This is a genomic window from Oxalobacteraceae bacterium OTU3CAMAD1, assembly GCA_024123915.1.
In the GTDB taxonomy this organism is placed as follows: Bacteria; Pseudomonadota; Gammaproteobacteria; order Burkholderiales; family Burkholderiaceae_D; genus Rugamonas.
The window spans coordinates 556362-571628 of the sequence record CP099650.1; the positions used below are offsets into that span (position 1 = coordinate 556362).

Genomic DNA, 15267 nt, shown 5'->3' on the forward strand with positions numbered 1-15267 from the left:
CCTCCGCATTCGGGGGCGGCCCGCGAACTTTGGTGTCAGCGAAGTTTGGTATCAACTACGAAGAGGGGACAATAAAATGGCAAGAGTTGCATTGGTAACTGGCGGTATGGGCGGTCTGGGCGAAGCAGTGTGTTTCAAACTGTCGGCGCTCGGCTATAACGTGGTCACGACGTATTCCCCTGGTAATCCCAAGGTCGAGCAGTGGCTCGCCACGACGCGCGACCAGGGCTTCAACTTCCGTGCCTATCCTTGCGACGTGGCGGACTACGACTCGGCGCAAGCGTGCGTGGCCGCCATCGAAAAGGACATCGGTCCGATCGATGTGCTGGTCAACAACGCCGGCATCACTCGCGACATGACGTTCAAGAAGATGGACAAGCCGAATTGGGACGCCGTCATGGCCACCAATCTGGACTCCGTGTTCAACATGACCAAGCCGGTCTGCGACGGCATGGTCGATCGCGGCTGGGGCCGTATCATCAACATCTCGTCGGTCAACGGCCAGAAGGGCGCCTTCGGCCAGACCAACTACTCGGCGGCCAAGGCCGGCATGCACGGCTTCACCAAGGCGCTGGCCCTGGAAGTGGCGCGCAAGGGCGTGACCGTCAACACCATCTCGCCAGGCTACATCGGCACCAAGATGGTCATGGAAATCCCGCAGGAAGTGCTCGATACCAAGATCATTCCGCAAATTCCGATGGCGCGCTTGGGCAAGCCTGAGGAAGTGGCCGGCCTGGTCGCGTATCTGTCGTCGGACGAGGCGGCCTTCGTCACCGGCGCCAACATCGCCATCAACGGCGGCCAGCACATGTCTTAAACCCCAGGCAGAAACTGGGGTCGTACCCTCTGGGTACGACCCCGCCTGGCGGTACGGGTTGGCGGTACAATTCGCTATCGAAGCGAAAAGGACCGCCCCCAATGTTCGACCCATCCACCCCTCTTTTTCCGCCCATCCTGCCGACCCGGCACGGCATGCTGGCGGTCGACGACCTGCACACCATCTATTGGGAGGAGGTCGGCAATCCGGACGGCATCCCGGTCATCTTCCTGCATGGCGGCCCGGGCGCCGGCCTGTCGCCGCAGCACCGCCGCTTCTTCGACCCGGAACAGTACCGCGTGATCCTGTTCGACCAGCGCGGCGCCGGCAAGTCGCTGCCGCTGGGCGAGTGCCGCGACAACACCACCCAGCTGCTGATCGGGGACATCGAACGCCTGCGCGCGCTGTTCGGCATCGAGCAATGGCTGGTGTTCGGCGGTTCGTGGGGCTCGACCCTGGCGCTGGCCTATGGCCAGGCGCATCCCGAGCGCTGCCTGGGCTTCGTGCTGCGCGGGATCTTCCTGTGCACGCAGGCGGAAATCGACTGGTTCCTGTACGGCGCGCAGTGGTTCCACCCCGAGGTGTACGAGGAGTTCATCGCGCCGATCCCGCTGGCGGAGCGCGGCAACCTGCTCAAAGCCTATGTGGACCGCATCATGAGCGACGACCCGGAGGTTTACTGGCCGGCGGTGCGCGCGTGGAGCCGTTTCGAGGGCCGCCGCGTGTTCCTGCTGCCGCAGCCGGACGAACCGCCGTCCGACACGCTCGATCTGGGCGTGGGACGTCTGGAATCGCACTACATGGCCAACCTGGGTTTCTTCGGCGAGGACCAGTTGATCCGCGATATGGACCGCATCGCCCACCTGCCGGCGGTGATCGTGCAGGGCCGCTACGATGTGATTTGCCCGCCGTCGTCGGCCTGGCGCCTGCGCGAAGCGTGGCCCGGCGCGGTGCTGCACATGATTCCCGACGCAGGCCACGGCGCGATGGAAAAGGGGATCGCGCGCGCGCTGGTCGGCGCGACCGAACAGTTCAAACGCAGTCGCGCGTTTGTCGCAATTGTCTAGGGAGGCCGCACATTCGTGCGCGCGCGGCGCCGAGAATCGGCCCGCGCACGCTCCGGGCTGCTACACTATGGCTTGACTAGCAATATCGACGGCCCAGAGAGGCAAGCATAAAAACCCAGCACTTATGGCACTCATGAATCTTCAGATCGGCGATATCGGCCACATTATCCAGCTGGCCATCGCGCCGGTGTTCCTGCTGACGGGCGTGTGCACCAACTTGATGGTGCTGACCAACCGGCTGGCACGCATCATCGACCGTTCGCGGGTGCTGGAGGACCGGCTCGACATCGGTTACAGCGACGTTTATCTCAACGAACTCGACGTCCTCTACCGGCGATCGCACCTGATCAATGCCTCGATCACCCTGTCGACCGCCTGCGGCCTGCTGATTTGCCTGGTCATCGCGATGCTGTTTTTGGGCGACATCACCAACACCCCGCTGGACAAATACATCGCCGGCATGTTCGTGGTGGCGATGGTGGCGCTGATCGGCAGCTTCTGCTACCTGCTGCGCGAGATCTTCATCGCCTCGGCGGCGATGCGCTCGCACCGCCACGTGCGCCGCGCTCCGGTCAAATAACCTGTAAAGAATAGAGTACCAACATGCACGACTACCAACGCCCTCCGACCCTGCACCGCTATGGCGTGCGCGAAGACCTGGAACTGGCGCTGACCCAGGGCCAGTTCATCCTCGTCCCGGCCTCCAATTGCCTGACCCTGAGCTTCTCGAAGGCGTGGGACCGCAAGCTGTTCGAGCTGTTCTCGTCGGACGCCTGCCTGATCATCCACAACACCGAGGAATTCGGCGAGCGCCTGCACCGCGCGGTGCAGCGCGCGCTCCCCAGCTGGGCGGGCATCGACGGCGCGGTGGAATACGGCACCCGCGCCGCGCTGGGCGCCGCCTTCACCAAGACGGCGGCCGAAGCGCAGGAGCAGGAATGGCAGTTCGCCTGGCGCTCGATGCAGAGCAAATTGAGTTTGAATCCGGTGCTGGTGAAAATCGGCGGCCTGGAAAACTTCGCCGAGCTGCGCTCGCGCGATACCTACCTGGCCTGATTGGCCGGCGTCGGCGTTTGTGCCGGCGCGGGCGGCATGACGGGAACGGCCGGCGTGGCCTGCACGCCGCCGCGTTTGGGCGCATCGTCGCGCCGTTCGATGCGCGCCACGACGGCGCTCATCATGTGTTCGATATCGTTGCGTATCATCTTCGCGCCCAGGATGCCGGGCACATAGAAGTTCGGCACCAACCGGCCGCTGTAGACGATTTTGGTGCCGCCCGTTTCGGGCACCGGTATCAATTCCCATTTCGATTCGTAGTGCTTCATGTCGCCCGATATCAGCGAGATATCGATCGACGACATCGGCTGCTCGGTCGCCCGCACGATCAGGTGGATGGCCTTGGACATGAACAGAAAGCGCGCCACGCCGAATTGTTCGATGATCACTTCATTACCGTTGCGTGACAGGACCTTGCACGATTCCAGGTCCGGCACGAATTCGGACATGCGCTCATAGCCTGTCAGCACGCGCCATACCTTCGGCAGTGGCGCCGCCACCGTCGCGGTGGCGTCCACTTCGTACATGTGCTGCGCATCGGCGTCCACGCGATTGACCGAGACCTCCAGCTTGGGTAGTTCAAGCTTCGGTGCTTGTGCCGTCACCACCGGGGCAGTCACACCTAACAACAAAAACAGAAGGAATCGCATCATCTTTCCAGCGTAAGGGAAAGGGTGGCAGAATACAAGCGAAGCACCATCACGTTACAAAATACACGCGGTGCCGGGCCTTTAGAAGCCCGGGTCTAGGGAATTGGGTTTTAATGCGGGCATCCACGTCTGACGCATCACATCTGGACCATATAACCATAATGACAAACACACCATACCCCCACCTGCTCGCGCCCCTCGACCTGGGATTCACCACGCTGCGCAACCGCGTCGTCATGGGATCGATGCACACCGGTCTTGAAGACCGCTTCTACAACTACGGCAAGCTCGCAGCGTTCTATCGGGAGCGCGCGCGCGGCGGCGTGGGGCTGATCGTCACCGGCGGTATCTCTCCCAACCGCTCCGGATGGTTGCTGCCCTTCGGCGGAACGCTCAACTTCAAGGGCGACGTGCACAATCACCGCCGCGTCACCAGCGCGGTGCACGAGGAGGGCGGCAAGATCCTGATGCAGATCCTGCACGCGGGCCGCTACGGGTATCAGCCGTTCGTGGTGTCGGCGTCGGACAAGAAATCGCCGATCTCGCCGTTCAAGCCGCGCGCGCTGACGGAGGCCGGCATCGAGGGAACGATACGCGATTACGCCCGCTGTGCGAAGCTGGCGCGCGAGGCCGGCTACGACGGCATCGAGGTGATGGGCAGCGAAGGCTATCTGCTCAACCAGTTCCTGTGCGCGCGCACCAACCTGCGCACCGACCGCTGGGGCGGCAGCATCGAGAACCGCATGCGGCTGCCGGTGGAAATCGTCAAACGCATCCGCGCCGAAGTCGGTCATGACTTCATCATCATGTACCGCCACTCGCTGCTCGACCTGGTCGACGGCGGCAACACCTGGGAGGACGTGGTGGCCGTGGCCAAGGCGCTGCAGCACGCCGGCGTCACTATCCTCAACAGCGGCTACGGCTGGCACGAGGCGCGGGTGCCGACCATCGTCACGTCGGTGCCGCGCGCGGCCTTCGCCGGCATCGCCGGTCGCCTGCGGCTGGAGGTGACGATACCGGTGGTGGCGTCGAACCGCATCAACATGCCGGCCGAGGCGGAAGGTATCCTGCAACGCGGGGACGCCGACATGATATCGATGGCGCGGCCCTTCCTGGCCGATTCGCACTTTGTCGCCAAGGCGGCGCAGGGCAAGGCCGACGAGATCAACACCTGCATCGGCTGCAACCAGGCCTGCCTCGATCACACCTTCTCCAACAAGCGCGCCAGCTGCCTGGTCAACCCGCGCGCCTGCCACGAAACGGAACTGGTGTACGCGAAGACGGCCAAGCCGCGCCGCGTGGCGGTGGTCGGCGCCGGGCCGGCGGGACTGTCGGCGGCGACGGTGGCGGCCGAATGCGGCCACGATGTCACCCTGTTCGATTCCAGCGACAGCGTTGGCGGCCAGTTCAAGATCGCCATGCAAATCCCGGGCAAGGAGGAATTCGCTGAGACCATACGCTACTTCCGCCGCCAGATCGATTTGACCGGCGTAAAGCTCAGGCTGGGCGTGCGCGTCACGCGCGAGCAGTTGGTCGCGGAAGGCTACGACGAGGTGGTGGTCGCCACCGGCATCAAGGTGCGCCGCCCGCCGATCGAAGGCATCGATCATCCGAAAGTGCTGTCGTATATCGACGTCTTGCAGAACAAGGCGCCGGTGGGCAAGCGCGTGGCCATCATCGGCGCCGGCGGCATCGGCTTCGATGTCGGCGAATATCTGCTGCACGATCCGAAGCATCCGCTGCCGCTGGCGCTGGATGTCTGGGCGAAGGAGTGGGGCGTGGGTTTGAAGGGCGATACGCCGGGTGGGCTGGTCGCGCCGGAGACGCCCGAGCCGGTGCGCCAGTTGTATCTGCTCCAGCGCAAGACGTCCAAGCTGGGGGCGGGGCTGGGCAAGACTTCGGGCTGGGTGCATCGCGCCGTCCTCGCGCGCAATGGCGTGGTGATGATCGCCGGCGTGCAGTACGACCGGATCGACGACCAGGGCCTGCACATCACGGTCGGCGGCGAGCAGCGCTTGCTGTCGGTCGATAATGTGGTGGTGTGCGCGGGACAGGACAGCTTGACCGAGTTGATGCCGTCGGAGGAGGAAGTGAAAGCGAATCCGTCGTGGCCGCGCTTCCGCAAGATCGGCGGCGCCGCGCTGGCGGCGGAGCTGGACGCCAAGCGCGCGATCAAGGAAGGCGCGGAGCTGGCTGCCAGTTTGTAACGTCCGCGCTAAACCCGCACGGCGATCAGCCCCGGGGTCGTACCCATGGGGTACGACCCCTCTCACGGTGGCGGGTTAAAAGCTTAATGCCCACCACTCTTCCGCTCGAAATTGGTGACCACGAAATCGGTCATGCCGTTGGCCAGCTCCTCCTCGCCGATGAAGATCTTGCCGGCCAATTCGCTGCGCAGCAGCTCCGCTTCCTCTTCGTTGTGCGTGCGCACCACGGTCTTGATATTCGGGTTGAGCAAACGCGCCGTCTCCACCATCGCCCGCACATGGAAGGTATCCGGCGTGGCGATCACCAGCATGCCGGCGCGCGCGATGTGCGCCTGGATCAGCACCGCCGGCTCGCCCGCGTTGCCGGCCACCGCGTGGATGCCGTCCTTGCGCAGCTGGTCGACGATCTCGCGGTTCTGCTCCGCCACCACGAACGGGATGCTGTGCTTGACCAGCACCTCGGCGATGCGCCGGCCCACGCGGCCATAGCCGACCAGCACCACCTGCCCGTCCAGATGCTCGTGCGGCACCGACATCGGCAGCTCGGCCAGCGGATCGGCCGTGCGTTCGAACCTCGACACGATCGAACCGTCCTTGCCCATCCAGCGTTCCAGCGGTTTGGAAAGACGGAACACCACCGGATTCAACGCGATCGAGATGATGGCGCCGGCCAGGATCAGGCTTTGGCCTTCGATCGGCATCAGCTTGAGCGATAAGCCCAGCGCCGCCAGGATGAAGGAGAACTCGCCGATCTGCGCCAGGCTGGCCGACACCATCAGCGCCGTCTTGGCCGGATAGCGCAGCAACACCACCAGCACGAAGGCAGCCAGCGATTTGCCGAATACGATGATGGCCACCACCGCCAGCAGTTTGAGCGGCTGTTCCGTCACGATGCTCGGTTCGAACAGCATGCCCACCGAAACAAAGAACAACACCGCAAACGCGTCGCGCAGCGGCAGCGATTCCTGCGCCGCGCGGTGCGCCAGTTCGGACTCGCGCAGCACCATGCCGGCGAAGAACGCGCCCAGCGCGAACGAGACGCCGAAGTAGTGCGTCGAGCCGTAGGCGATGCCGACGGCGGCGGCGATCACGCACAAGGTGAACAGCTCGCGCGAACCGGTGCGCGCCACCTGCCACAGAATCCACGGGAACAGCTTGCGGCCTACCACCAGCATCAGCGCGATAAAGGCGCCGACCTTGCCGAGCGTGACGGCCAGGGTGCCCCACAGATCGACTTCGCCGGCGGGGATGGCGACGCCGTGTTCATCGAGCGAGACGCCGCCCAGCGAGCCGGCCAGCGCCGGCAGCAGCACCAGCACCATGACGGTGACCAGGTCTTCCACCACCAGCCAGCCGACCGCGATGCGGCCGTTGAACGTATCGAGGATGCCGCGTTCCTCCAGGGCGCGCAGCAGCACCACGGTGCTGGCCACCGACAGCGCCAGGCCGAACACCAACCCGCCGCCGATGCTCCAGCCCCAGAAGTGGGCCAGCGCCATGCCGAGCGCCGTGGCGACGGCGATTTGCAGCACCGCGCCGGGCAGCGCCACCTTGCGCACCGCCCACAGGTCGTCGAGCGAGAAGTGCAGGCCGACGCCGAACATCATCAGCATGACGCCAATTTCGGCCAGCTGCGACGCCAGGGCGGCGTCGGCGACGAAGCCCGGTGTAGCGGGTCCCAACATGATACCCGCAGCCAGATAACCAACCAGCGCCGGTAGTTTAAGGCGCGTTGCAAGGTAGCCGAACACCAGGCCGAAGCCCAGTGCCGCTGCGATTGTGGTGATCAGACTGATATTGTGGGGCATGCGCGGGGGGCTCCTCTGGAGATGGGGACAGTCCAAAGGGTAGCACACGAGGGCCCGCCGACAACACCCCGACCTTCGATGCAAAGCCGCGCGCGTCGCCTATTTGGTCAACGCCGCCGGCACCAGGCGCATGCCGACGCCGATGCGGTTGAAAGCGTTCATCAACGCCACGGCCATCGTCAGGTCGGCCAGTTCTTTTTGACCCAGCACGGCGGCGGCGTTTTGGTAGTCGGCGTCCGGCGCGTTGGTCTCGGCCACGCGGGTGAGCGTCTCGGCCCAGGCCAGCGCGGCGCGTTCCTTGTCGGTGAACAGCGCCTCGGCCTCCTGCCACACCGGCACCAGCACGACCTTGTCGACGCTGACGCCATGGCTCAGCAGATCGCGCGAGTGCATATCGATGCAATAGGCACAGCCGTTGATCTGCGACACGCGCAGATAGACCAGCTCCAGCAACTCGCGCGGCAGGCTGGATTCCTGCAAGGCGTTTTTAGCGATGCCGAGGCCCTTGTAGGCTTGCGGAGAGAGCGTGAAGATGTCGAGACGTACGGTCATGGCGTTGCCTTGGTTGATTGCGGATAGCCGTATTGTGCGATTTCATGGCTTAGCCAGGAAGTGCCAAGATCGGTTAACTTAGCTGGGCCATGATTCGCAGGGCCAGTTCGCGCGCCCGCTGCGGCGTTTCGATATTGGTAAAGCTCAGCAGCAGCGCGGAGGACGCGTGCGGCAGCGCGCTGCACTCGGACAGTGCTAGGGCGAACATGCCGTCCTGGCGCAGGCGTGCCGCCAGCGCGCGGTCGGTGTGACGGCCCGGCATGCGCAGCACCAGGTGCATGCCGCCCGGCTGCGGATCGATGCGCAGGCGCTTGCCCAGCACCTTGGCCAGTTCGGCCGCCACCATCTCCCGGCGCTCGCCATACAGGCGCCGCATGCGCTGGATGTGGCGGGCGAAGTGGCCTTCGTTCATGAAGCTGGCGACGATGTCCTGGGTCAGCGCCGGACCGCCGGCGGCGAAGGTCTCGCAGACCGCCTCGAAGCGCACCACCTGCGCCGGCGGCACCACCAGATAGGCCAGCCGGATCGCCGGGAACAGCACCTTGCTGAAGGTGCCCGCGTACAGCACGCGGCCCACGCGGTCCAGGCTTTTGAGCGCCGGCAGCGGGCGGCTCACGTAGCGGTACTCGCCGTCGTAGTCGTCCTCGATGATCCAGGCGTCGCTTTGCGCCGCCCAATCCAGCAACGCCAGGCGGCGCGGCAGCGACAGCGACACGCACAGCGGGCTTTGATGGGCGGGCGTGACGACGGCCGCCCGCGCGTCGGGCGCGCTGGCGACGCCGTGCGCCACTTGCAGCCCTTCGTCGTCGACCGGCACCGGCGCCGGGCGCATGCCCGCCTGCGCCAGCAGCTCGCCGGTCGGCGCATAGCCGGGATCTTCGATCCACACCCGGTCGCCGGGATGCAGCAGCGCGCGCGTGGCCAGCTCCAGCGAGTTGCGGTAGCCGGAGGTGACGAACACCTGCGACGGCGCGCAGTCGATACCGCGCGAGAGTTGCAGGTAGGTGGCGATGGCCGTGCGCAGCGCCGGCGTGCCGAAATAGGGCGGATAGGCCATGTCGGCGGCCTGCGTGGCGCGGATCGCGCGCGCCGCCAGCGCGGCCCACACCTTGCGCGGAAACGCATCAAGCGCCGGAAGTCCCATCTGAAACGGCTTGTGAAACGCCGTTGGCGACCCGCGCAGGTCGGCGGCGGCGTCGTTCGGCCGGGCGGGCAGCGCCACCGGCGCGTGGCGCACCAATGCCGGCGTGACGACGGTGCCGGCCTGGCCGCGTGTTTGCAGGTAGCCCTCGGCGCCAAGCAGCGAGTAGGCCGCTTCCACCGTGCCGCGCGCCAGCCCCAGGTCCAGCGCCAGCGCCCGCGCCGAAGGTACGCGGGCGCCCGGCTGCAGCATGCCGCTCGCGATGGCGGCCCGAAAGCGTGTGTAGATCTGGCGGTACAGCGGCTCGGTCGCGCCGTGGTCCAGCTGGAGGAATGTCGGAATGGTTGTCGTCATGGCCTACTCGTGTTGTTAATTTATGGCTCTAGGGATTATGCCATTGCGCTTCTAAGATATCGCCATCGATTTTGAAAGGGAGAGCGGCATGAATGAACAATTGAGGGACGTTGACGATGAACGGTCGCTGCGCGCCTGTTATCCGGTGATGAAGGAGTTGCGTCCGCACCTCGTGTCAGAGCAGGACTTCGTGGCGCGGGTGGAGCGCATGCGGCTGCAAGGGTATCGCATCCTCGCTGCATGGGATGGGGAGATGGTGGTGGCGCTGGCCGGCTATCGCTTGCAGGAGAATTTGGTTCACGGCCGCTTCCTGTACGTGGACGACCTGGTCTCTTCAGAGACGCACCGTGGCCAGCGCTGGGGCGCGCGCCTGTTGGAACAGTTGACCGGCTACGCGCGGCGCGAAGACTGCGTCAAGCTGGTGCTCGATACCGGCTTGTCGAACGTGCTGGCGCAGCGTTTTTACTTCCGCGCCGGCCTGCTGCCGGGCGCCACGCGCTTCGGGAAGCTGCTGTCGGAGGTTGCGGCATGAAGATCCTGCATATCACTTGCAGCGCGCGCGGCGGCGCCTCGTCCAGCTATCGTATGAGCCTGCGCATCATGGAAGGTCTTCTGGAACGCCATCCGGAGGCGCGGATCGTCGCGCGCGACCTGGCGAGCCACCCGCTGCCGCACATCGACGGCCGGTACGCGGCGGCGCTGGGCGGCTTCAATGGCGGCGCCGCGACGGATCCGGGTCGCTCGTCGCTGGCATGGTCCGACCTGTTGATTGAAGAACTGAAGCAGGCCGATTGCGTGGTGATCGCCACGCCGATGCACAACTTCACGGTGCCGTCGGTGCTGAAGGCCTGGCTTGACCACGTGGTGCGGATCGGCGTCACCTTCAATGCGACGCCGCAGGGAAAAATCGGCACGCTGGCCGACCGCCCGGTATATGTCGCGGTCAGTTCGGGCGGGCACCGCACCGGTGAGCGCGCGCGCCAGCCCGATTTCCTCGAGCCCTATCTGCGCGCCATTCTGCCGACCATCGGCCTCAAGGACTTGCGTTTCTTTTCCCTGGAGGCGACGGCCGCCGGCCCGGACGCCGCGACGGCCGCGTGGGCGGCATTCGACAGTGAACTGAGCGAGGGCCTACCTCAGACCTTGCGCACCACCACGCAGCCGATCGAGTAGCCGGCGCCGAAGGAGCAGATCACGCCCAGCTGGCCCGGGGCCATGTCGTCGGAGTGCTTGTGGAAGGCGATGATGGAGCCGGCCGACGAGGTGTTGGCGTATTCGTCCAGGATCACCGGCGCCTCGCCCGGCTCGGCGTCGCGGCCCAGCACCAGGCGGCTGATCAGCAGGTTCATGTTCAGGTTGGCCTGGTGCAGCCAGTAGCGGCTCACCTGCGGCACTTCCAGGCCGGCGCCGGCGATGGTGGTCTTGATCATCTCGGCGGCCATCGGGCACACGTCCTTGAACACTTTGCGGCCCTGCTGGCGGAACAGCTTGTCCGGCTGGCCGATGCCCGACTCGTCGAAACGATTCAGGAAGCCGAAGTTGTTGCGGATGTTGTTCGAGAAGCTGGTCTTGAGCTTGGTATCGAGGATTTCCCAGCGCTGCGAGCCCTTGGCCGTGTCGGCCGCTTCGATGACCATCGCCGTGCAGGCGTCGCCGAAGATGAAGTGGCTGTCGCGGTCGCGCCAGTTCAGGTGTCCGCTGGTAATTTCCGGATTGAGCACCAGCACCGCGCGCGCCTGGCCGCTTTGCACCGCCGCCACCGCCTGCTGGATGCCGAAGGTGGCCGACGAGCAGGCCACGTTCATGTCGAAGCCGTAGCCGTCGATGCCGAGCGCGCCCTGCACCTCGACCGCCATCGCCGGGTAGCCGCGCTGCATGTTCGAGCAGGCCACCAGCACCATGTCGATGTCGGCCGGCACGCGGCCGGCGCGGTCCAGCGCCTGGTGGGCGGCGGCCACGCAGATTTCGGCCTGCAGCGACAGCTCCTCGTCGGTGCGCTCGGGGATGCGCGAGACCATGCGCTTAGGGTCCAGGATGCCGGACTTTTCCATCACATAGCGCGACTTGATGCCGGACGCTTTTTCGATGAAGGCCACGCTCGACAGCTCCAGCGGCGTGACGGTGCCTTCGGCGATGGCGGCGGCGTTGTCGGCGTTGAACTGCTCGGCGTAGGCGTTGAAGCACTCGACCAGCTCTTCATTGGAGATCGATTGCGATGGCGTAAAAAGGCCGGTACCGCTGATGACGGCTTGTTTCATGATTAAACTTTCGAATTTGGCAATGGCTTGCGCCAATAATGAGCCAAATTCTACACAATGGCAGCACGATCCGCGTAATAAAGGGACGAAAATAAAACGGCGCCCCGAAGGCGCCGCCGATTACTGTCCGGCTCGTGTAGCAATGGCGGACCTGACCCCGGATTGTTAACTTCCCCAAAACAGGTCTTCCTGCTGCTGGTCGCTGGAGAACAGCCGGACTGCGACGATTTTGCCTTCTTCGATGCGGAGCAGGTCCACGCCGCGCTGTCGCAGCTTGACACCATTGGCCTCGCCGGCGAATTCGATCGTGATGGCGACCAACTCGCCGTTGGCCATGTAGTCGTCGGCGCGGGTGATCGCGAAGGTACCGTTCGATACTTCCATCATCTTGGCCAGCATCGGTCCGACGGCGGCCATGCCCCGATGCGTGCCGGAGAACTGGTTGTTGCCAGGCTGGTACCACATCACGTCGGGCGAGATGATGGCGCCCAAGGTGGCCTGGTCGCCGGCTTGTACTGCCTTGATGTAGGTTTGTGCGATGTCGATGTTGGTCATGGTTGGTTCCGGGTTCGGTTGGTCGATAGGGTTATTATTGGACATCTCTGGCAAAATTAAACGGTCTAAACGGGACAATGACTGATACATTCAAGACATTCGGCGACGAGATCCGGCCTCTGCGTTATCGGCCGAAGGCGCCTTATCTGCTCGACCTGGAAATCTTCGCCATGGCAGACCTGCGGCGCCGGGGCAGCAAGGAAAATGTGCAGGCGACGCACCGGTACGAGTTCCACACGCTGGTGTGTGTCACGCGCGGCGTTTGTACGCAGATGGTTGATTTCAAGGCTATCGCCTGTGCGCCGGGCTCCTTGCTGGTGCTGCGGCCGGGGCAGGCGCACAGCTTCGGATCGGACGAGGATTGGGAGGGCTGGAACGTGCTGTTTCGTCCGGAATTCGTTTTGCCGGTGTCGACTTCGCCGCGCGAACTCAAACTCGCCGTCGATATGATGCGGTTGGGGGAGCACCTGCGGCTAGGCAGTGATGAGCTGCGCCAAGTGACGGACGCGATCCAGCAGATGGGCGAGGACTCGCGGATGGCGGCGTCGGCGGAAGATGTGCATGCGCTGCTGCGCCATCAGCTCCACGCGCTGTTGACGCGGTTGAGTATTCTGCAAGGCAGGCCGCCCGCGCAGGAGGCGCCGGTGTCGCCCGCGTCGCAACGCTTCGGGCGCTTCCAGCAGCTGGTGGACGAGCGCTTCGCGCAGTGGCATCAGGTGGCCGACTACGCCGATCAACTCGGCTACACAGAAAAGAGCCTGGCGCGCGCGGTGACGGCGGTGCGGGGCACGACCGCCAAAGCCTTTATCGCCGCGCGTATCAACCTGGAGGCGAAGCGGCTGTTGGTGCATACCGATCTTTCGGTCGCCGGCATCGCGGAGAAGCTGGGCTTCGACGAGGCCACCAATTTCAGCAAGTTCTTCAAGCGGGAAGTGGGCTGCGCGCCGGCGGAGTTCCGCAAACGACAGCGGGATACGATCTGAGGCCACCGCATTGAGCGATCTTCTGAACCACGTAGGGCGGATTAGCGTAGCGTAATCCGCCAATGCGTGCGCCGTCGGTGGCGCATGCATGGCCGATTACGGCGTGGGCGGCCTCAGTTCGTGTCCGAATGACAGACTTGACCCCGGATTATTTCTTGACGTCGGCCTGCACGACCTTGGTTTCCTGCTTGGCCAGTTGCACCGGCAGGCCCTTGAGGTGGTTCAGCGCCTGCGCCAGCTGGAAGTCGTCGCCGCTGCCGTATTCGAGCGGCTTGCGGTTCTTTTCCATCGCGACGATGCGCAACTGCTCTTCCAGCTCGTCGCGCTTGGTCTTGGCGACTTCCTTCTCTTTATCGTTGCTCAGGTGCTTGTCCAGATCGGCCTCGCGCGTGCGCAGCGCGTTCAGGCCGTCGCCGTCGGCGTTCTCGTCCACCGCCAGGTCCGGCGTGATGCCCTTGGCCTGGATCGAGCGGCCGTGCGGCGTGTAGTAGCGCGCCGTGGTCAATTTGACGGCGGTGTCGGCGGTGAGTTGGCGTATCGTTTGCACCGAGCCCTTGCCGAACGTTTGCGTGCCGATGATGTCGGCCCGCTTGTAATCCTGCAGCGCGCCGGCGACGATTTCCGACGCGGACGCCGAGCCGGTGTTGACCAGCACCACCATCGGCACCTGCTTGACGGCGGCCGGCAGCTTGGCCAGCGCGTCGGCCTCGCTGCGCAGCGTGTAGTACTCGGGACGGCCGTAGAAAATTTGCTTCTGGTCCGGCAACTGGCCGTTGGTCGAGACGATCGCCGCGTCCTTCGGCAGGAAGGCGGCGGCCACGCCGATGGCGCCTTGCAGCACGCCGCCCGGGTCGTTGCGCAGGTCCAGCACCAGGCCCTTGATGTTCGGGTCTTGTTTGTACAGTTCGACAATCTTGGCGGCCATGTCGTCGATGGTCGGCTCCTGGAACTGCGAAATGCGCAGCCACGCGTAGCCCGGTTCGACGATCTTGCCCTTGACGCTCTTTTGATGGATCTCTTCGCGCGTGATGTTGAACACCAGCGGATCGGTCTCGCCCTTGCGCAGGATCGTCAGGCTGACCTTGGAGTGCGGCTCGCCGCGCATCTTCTTGACCGACTCGTCCAGGCTCAGGCCCTTGACGGCTGTGCTGTCGAGGCGGCTGATCAGATCACCCGCCTTGATGCCGGCGCGCCAGGCCGGCGAATCCTCGATCGGGGCGACGATCTTGATGTAGCCGTCCTCGCTTTGGCCGATCTCGATGCCGAGGCCGACAAACTTGCCCTGCGAACCTTCGCGCAGTTCGGCGTAGGCTTTCTTGTCCAGGTAAGCGGAATGGGGGTCGAGCGAGGCGACCATGCCGGAGATGGCCTCGGTCAGCAGCTTCTTGTCCTCGACCGGCTCGACGTAGTCGGACTTGATCAGTCCGAACACATCGGCCAGCTGGCGCAGCTCCTCGAGCGGCAGCGAGGGCTCGACCGGCTTTTGCGCCATGGCGGAAAATTGAAGGGAGACGGCGATGCCGGCGACGACACCGAGGCCGACCAAACCGGAATTCTTGAGTTTCTTGCCCATGTTTCACCTGTTGGAACAATGTACAGAGAGCCATCACCAGCGAGCGAATGCGCGCGCGATGTGCATGAGCTGAGTATAAACCTGATTTCGAGCAATCGTAGTAGCCGTCACGAAATGATTTATACCTTTACGGAATTTTACAACGGTTGGCGTTGACTTTGAATCTACACCAACGCCCGCTTGGCGTTACATCAAGTTTGCATAATTTTACGCAGTGTTTCCCCTACGTTCACGTCGGTAAGCATT

Annotated in this window: 15 protein-coding genes; 8 read left to right on the plus strand and 7 right to left on the minus strand. The window is 64.4% G+C overall.

What is annotated here, in order from left to right; genetic code table 11:
- Positions 1–76 precede the first annotated feature (76 nt).
- The 4 genes from phbB to NHH88_02350 all read left to right on the plus strand — a co-directional run bounded on the left by phbB (position 77) and on the right by NHH88_02350 (position 2940).
- On the plus strand, positions 77–817 hold the full coding sequence (gene phbB / locus NHH88_02335) for an acetoacetyl-CoA reductase (protein USX14653.1): 741 nt from the start codon (positions 77–79) through the stop codon (positions 815–817).
- Between the two features lie 101 nt (positions 818–918).
- The gene (gene pip / locus NHH88_02340) at positions 919–1884 is read left to right on the plus strand and encodes a prolyl aminopeptidase (GenBank protein ID USX14654.1); all 966 of its coding nucleotides are present in this window, start codon (positions 919–921) and stop codon (positions 1882–1884) included.
- A 133-nt stretch (positions 1885–2017) separates the two neighbouring features.
- The gene (locus NHH88_02345) at positions 2018–2464 is read left to right on the plus strand and encodes a DUF2721 domain-containing protein (GenBank protein USX14655.1); all 447 of its coding nucleotides are present in this window, start codon (positions 2018–2020) and stop codon (positions 2462–2464) included.
- Between the two features lie 23 nt (positions 2465–2487).
- The gene (locus NHH88_02350; GenBank protein USX14656.1) at positions 2488–2940 is read left to right on the plus strand and encodes a hypothetical protein; all 453 of its coding nucleotides are present in this window, start codon (positions 2488–2490) and stop codon (positions 2938–2940) included.
- Here NHH88_02350 and NHH88_02355 read toward each other — a convergent pair.
- Positions 2928–3590 (minus strand): SRPBCC family protein, encoded by a 663-nt coding sequence (locus NHH88_02355; protein ID USX14657.1) that lies wholly within the window; start codon positions 3588–3590, stop codon positions 2928–2930. The two genes, NHH88_02350 and NHH88_02355, sit on opposite strands and share 13 nt — an antisense overlap.
- Positions 3591–3751: 161 nt before the next feature.
- On the opposite strand from NHH88_02355, the gene NHH88_02360 reads away from it, so the two are divergent.
- Entirely contained in the window at positions 3752–5797 is a 2046-nt protein-coding gene (locus tag NHH88_02360) for an NADPH-dependent 2,4-dienoyl-CoA reductase (protein ID USX14658.1), read from the plus strand.
- 83 nt (positions 5798–5880) lie between these two features.
- On the opposite strand, the gene NHH88_02365 is transcribed toward NHH88_02360, so the two are convergent.
- From NHH88_02365 to NHH88_02375, 3 genes are all read right to left on the minus strand, one after another.
- The gene (locus tag NHH88_02365; protein USX14659.1) at positions 5881–7605 is read right to left on the minus strand and encodes a Kef family K(+) transporter; all 1725 of its coding nucleotides are present in this window, start codon (positions 7603–7605) and stop codon (positions 5881–5883) included.
- A 99-nt stretch (positions 7606–7704) separates the two neighbouring features.
- Positions 7705–8157, minus strand: a complete 453-nt coding sequence (locus NHH88_02370) for a carboxymuconolactone decarboxylase family protein (GenBank protein USX14660.1) — start codon at positions 8155–8157, stop codon at positions 7705–7707.
- A 73-nt stretch (positions 8158–8230) separates the two neighbouring features.
- On the minus strand, positions 8231–9652 hold the full coding sequence (locus tag NHH88_02375; GenBank protein USX14661.1) for a PLP-dependent aminotransferase family protein: 1422 nt from the start codon (positions 9650–9652) through the stop codon (positions 8231–8233).
- An 88-nt stretch (positions 9653–9740) separates the two neighbouring features.
- On the opposite strand from NHH88_02375, the gene NHH88_02380 reads away from it, so the two are divergent.
- Together NHH88_02380 and NHH88_02385 are read left to right on the plus strand one after the other, a co-directional pair.
- Positions 9741–10184, plus strand: coding sequence for a GNAT family N-acetyltransferase (locus NHH88_02380; protein ID USX14662.1), 444 nt, complete (start codon positions 9741–9743; stop codon positions 10182–10184).
- Positions 10181–10825 (plus strand): NAD(P)H-dependent oxidoreductase, encoded by a 645-nt coding sequence (locus NHH88_02385; GenBank protein USX14663.1) that lies wholly within the window; start codon positions 10181–10183, stop codon positions 10823–10825. The genes NHH88_02380 and NHH88_02385 overlap by 4 nt, the downstream gene beginning before the upstream one ends.
- Here the strand turns inward: NHH88_02385 and NHH88_02390 are convergent.
- Together NHH88_02390 and NHH88_02395 are read right to left on the minus strand one after the other, a co-directional pair.
- Positions 10789–11910, minus strand: coding sequence for a beta-ketoacyl-ACP synthase III (locus NHH88_02390; GenBank protein ID USX14664.1), 1122 nt, complete (start codon positions 11908–11910; stop codon positions 10789–10791). The two genes, NHH88_02385 and NHH88_02390, sit on opposite strands and share 37 nt — an antisense overlap.
- A 165-nt stretch (positions 11911–12075) precedes the next feature.
- Positions 12076–12465, minus strand: a complete 390-nt coding sequence (locus tag NHH88_02395) for a nuclear transport factor 2 family protein (GenBank protein ID USX14665.1) — start codon at positions 12463–12465, stop codon at positions 12076–12078.
- 77 nt (positions 12466–12542) lie between these two features.
- Here NHH88_02395 and NHH88_02400 point away from each other — a divergent pair, with 77 nt between their 5' ends.
- Positions 12543–13448: a helix-turn-helix transcriptional regulator gene (locus NHH88_02400; protein USX14666.1), complete on the plus strand. Its 906-nt coding sequence runs from the start codon at positions 12543–12545 to the stop codon at positions 13446–13448.
- 148 nt (positions 13449–13596) lie between these two features.
- Here NHH88_02400 and NHH88_02405 read toward each other — a convergent pair whose 3' ends face one another.
- A complete protein-coding gene (locus NHH88_02405) occupies positions 13597–15021 on the minus strand; it encodes a S41 family peptidase (protein ID USX14667.1) in 1425 nt (474 codons plus the stop codon).
- Between the last annotated feature and the right edge of the window lie 246 nt (positions 15022–15267).

Bases quoted from the DNA above. Each gene is read 5' to 3' on its own strand.
- NHH88_02350 (USX14656.1), top strand. From the start codon at position 2,488: ATGCACGACTACCAACGCCCTCCGACCCTGCACCGCTATGGCGTGCGC.
- NHH88_02355 (USX14657.1), bottom strand. From the start codon at position 3,590: ATGCGATTCCTTCTGTTTTTGTTGTTAGGTGTGACTGCCCCGGTGGTG.
- NHH88_02360 (USX14658.1), top strand. From the start codon at position 3,752: ATGACAAACACACCATACCCCCACCTGCTCGCGCCCCTCGACCTGGGA.
- NHH88_02395 (USX14665.1), bottom strand. From the start codon at position 12,465: ATGACCAACATCGACATCGCACAAACCTACATCAAGGCAGTACAAGCC.
- NHH88_02345 (USX14655.1), top strand. From the start codon at position 2,018: ATGAATCTTCAGATCGGCGATATCGGCCACATTATCCAGCTGGCCATC.
- NHH88_02400 (USX14666.1), top strand. From the start codon at position 12,543: ATGACTGATACATTCAAGACATTCGGCGACGAGATCCGGCCTCTGCGT.
- phbB (USX14653.1), top strand. From the start codon at position 77: ATGGCAAGAGTTGCATTGGTAACTGGCGGTATGGGCGGTCTGGGCGAA.
- NHH88_02380 (USX14662.1), top strand. From the start codon at position 9,741: ATGAATGAACAATTGAGGGACGTTGACGATGAACGGTCGCTGCGCGCC.
- NHH88_02390 (USX14664.1), bottom strand. From the start codon at position 11,910: ATGAAACAAGCCGTCATCAGCGGTACCGGCCTTTTTACGCCATCGCAA.
- NHH88_02365 (USX14659.1), bottom strand. From the start codon at position 7,605: ATGCCCCACAATATCAGTCTGATCACCACAATCGCAGCGGCACTGGGC.
- NHH88_02405 (USX14667.1), bottom strand. From the start codon at position 15,021: ATGGGCAAGAAACTCAAGAATTCCGGTTTGGTCGGCCTCGGTGTCGTC.
- pip (USX14654.1), top strand. From the start codon at position 919: ATGTTCGACCCATCCACCCCTCTTTTTCCGCCCATCCTGCCGACCCGG.
- NHH88_02385 (USX14663.1), top strand. From the start codon at position 10,181: ATGAAGATCCTGCATATCACTTGCAGCGCGCGCGGCGGCGCCTCGTCC.
- NHH88_02375 (USX14661.1), bottom strand. From the start codon at position 9,652: ATGACGACAACCATTCCGACATTCCTCCAGCTGGACCACGGCGCGACC.
- NHH88_02370 (USX14660.1), bottom strand. From the start codon at position 8,157: ATGACCGTACGTCTCGACATCTTCACGCTCTCTCCGCAAGCCTACAAG.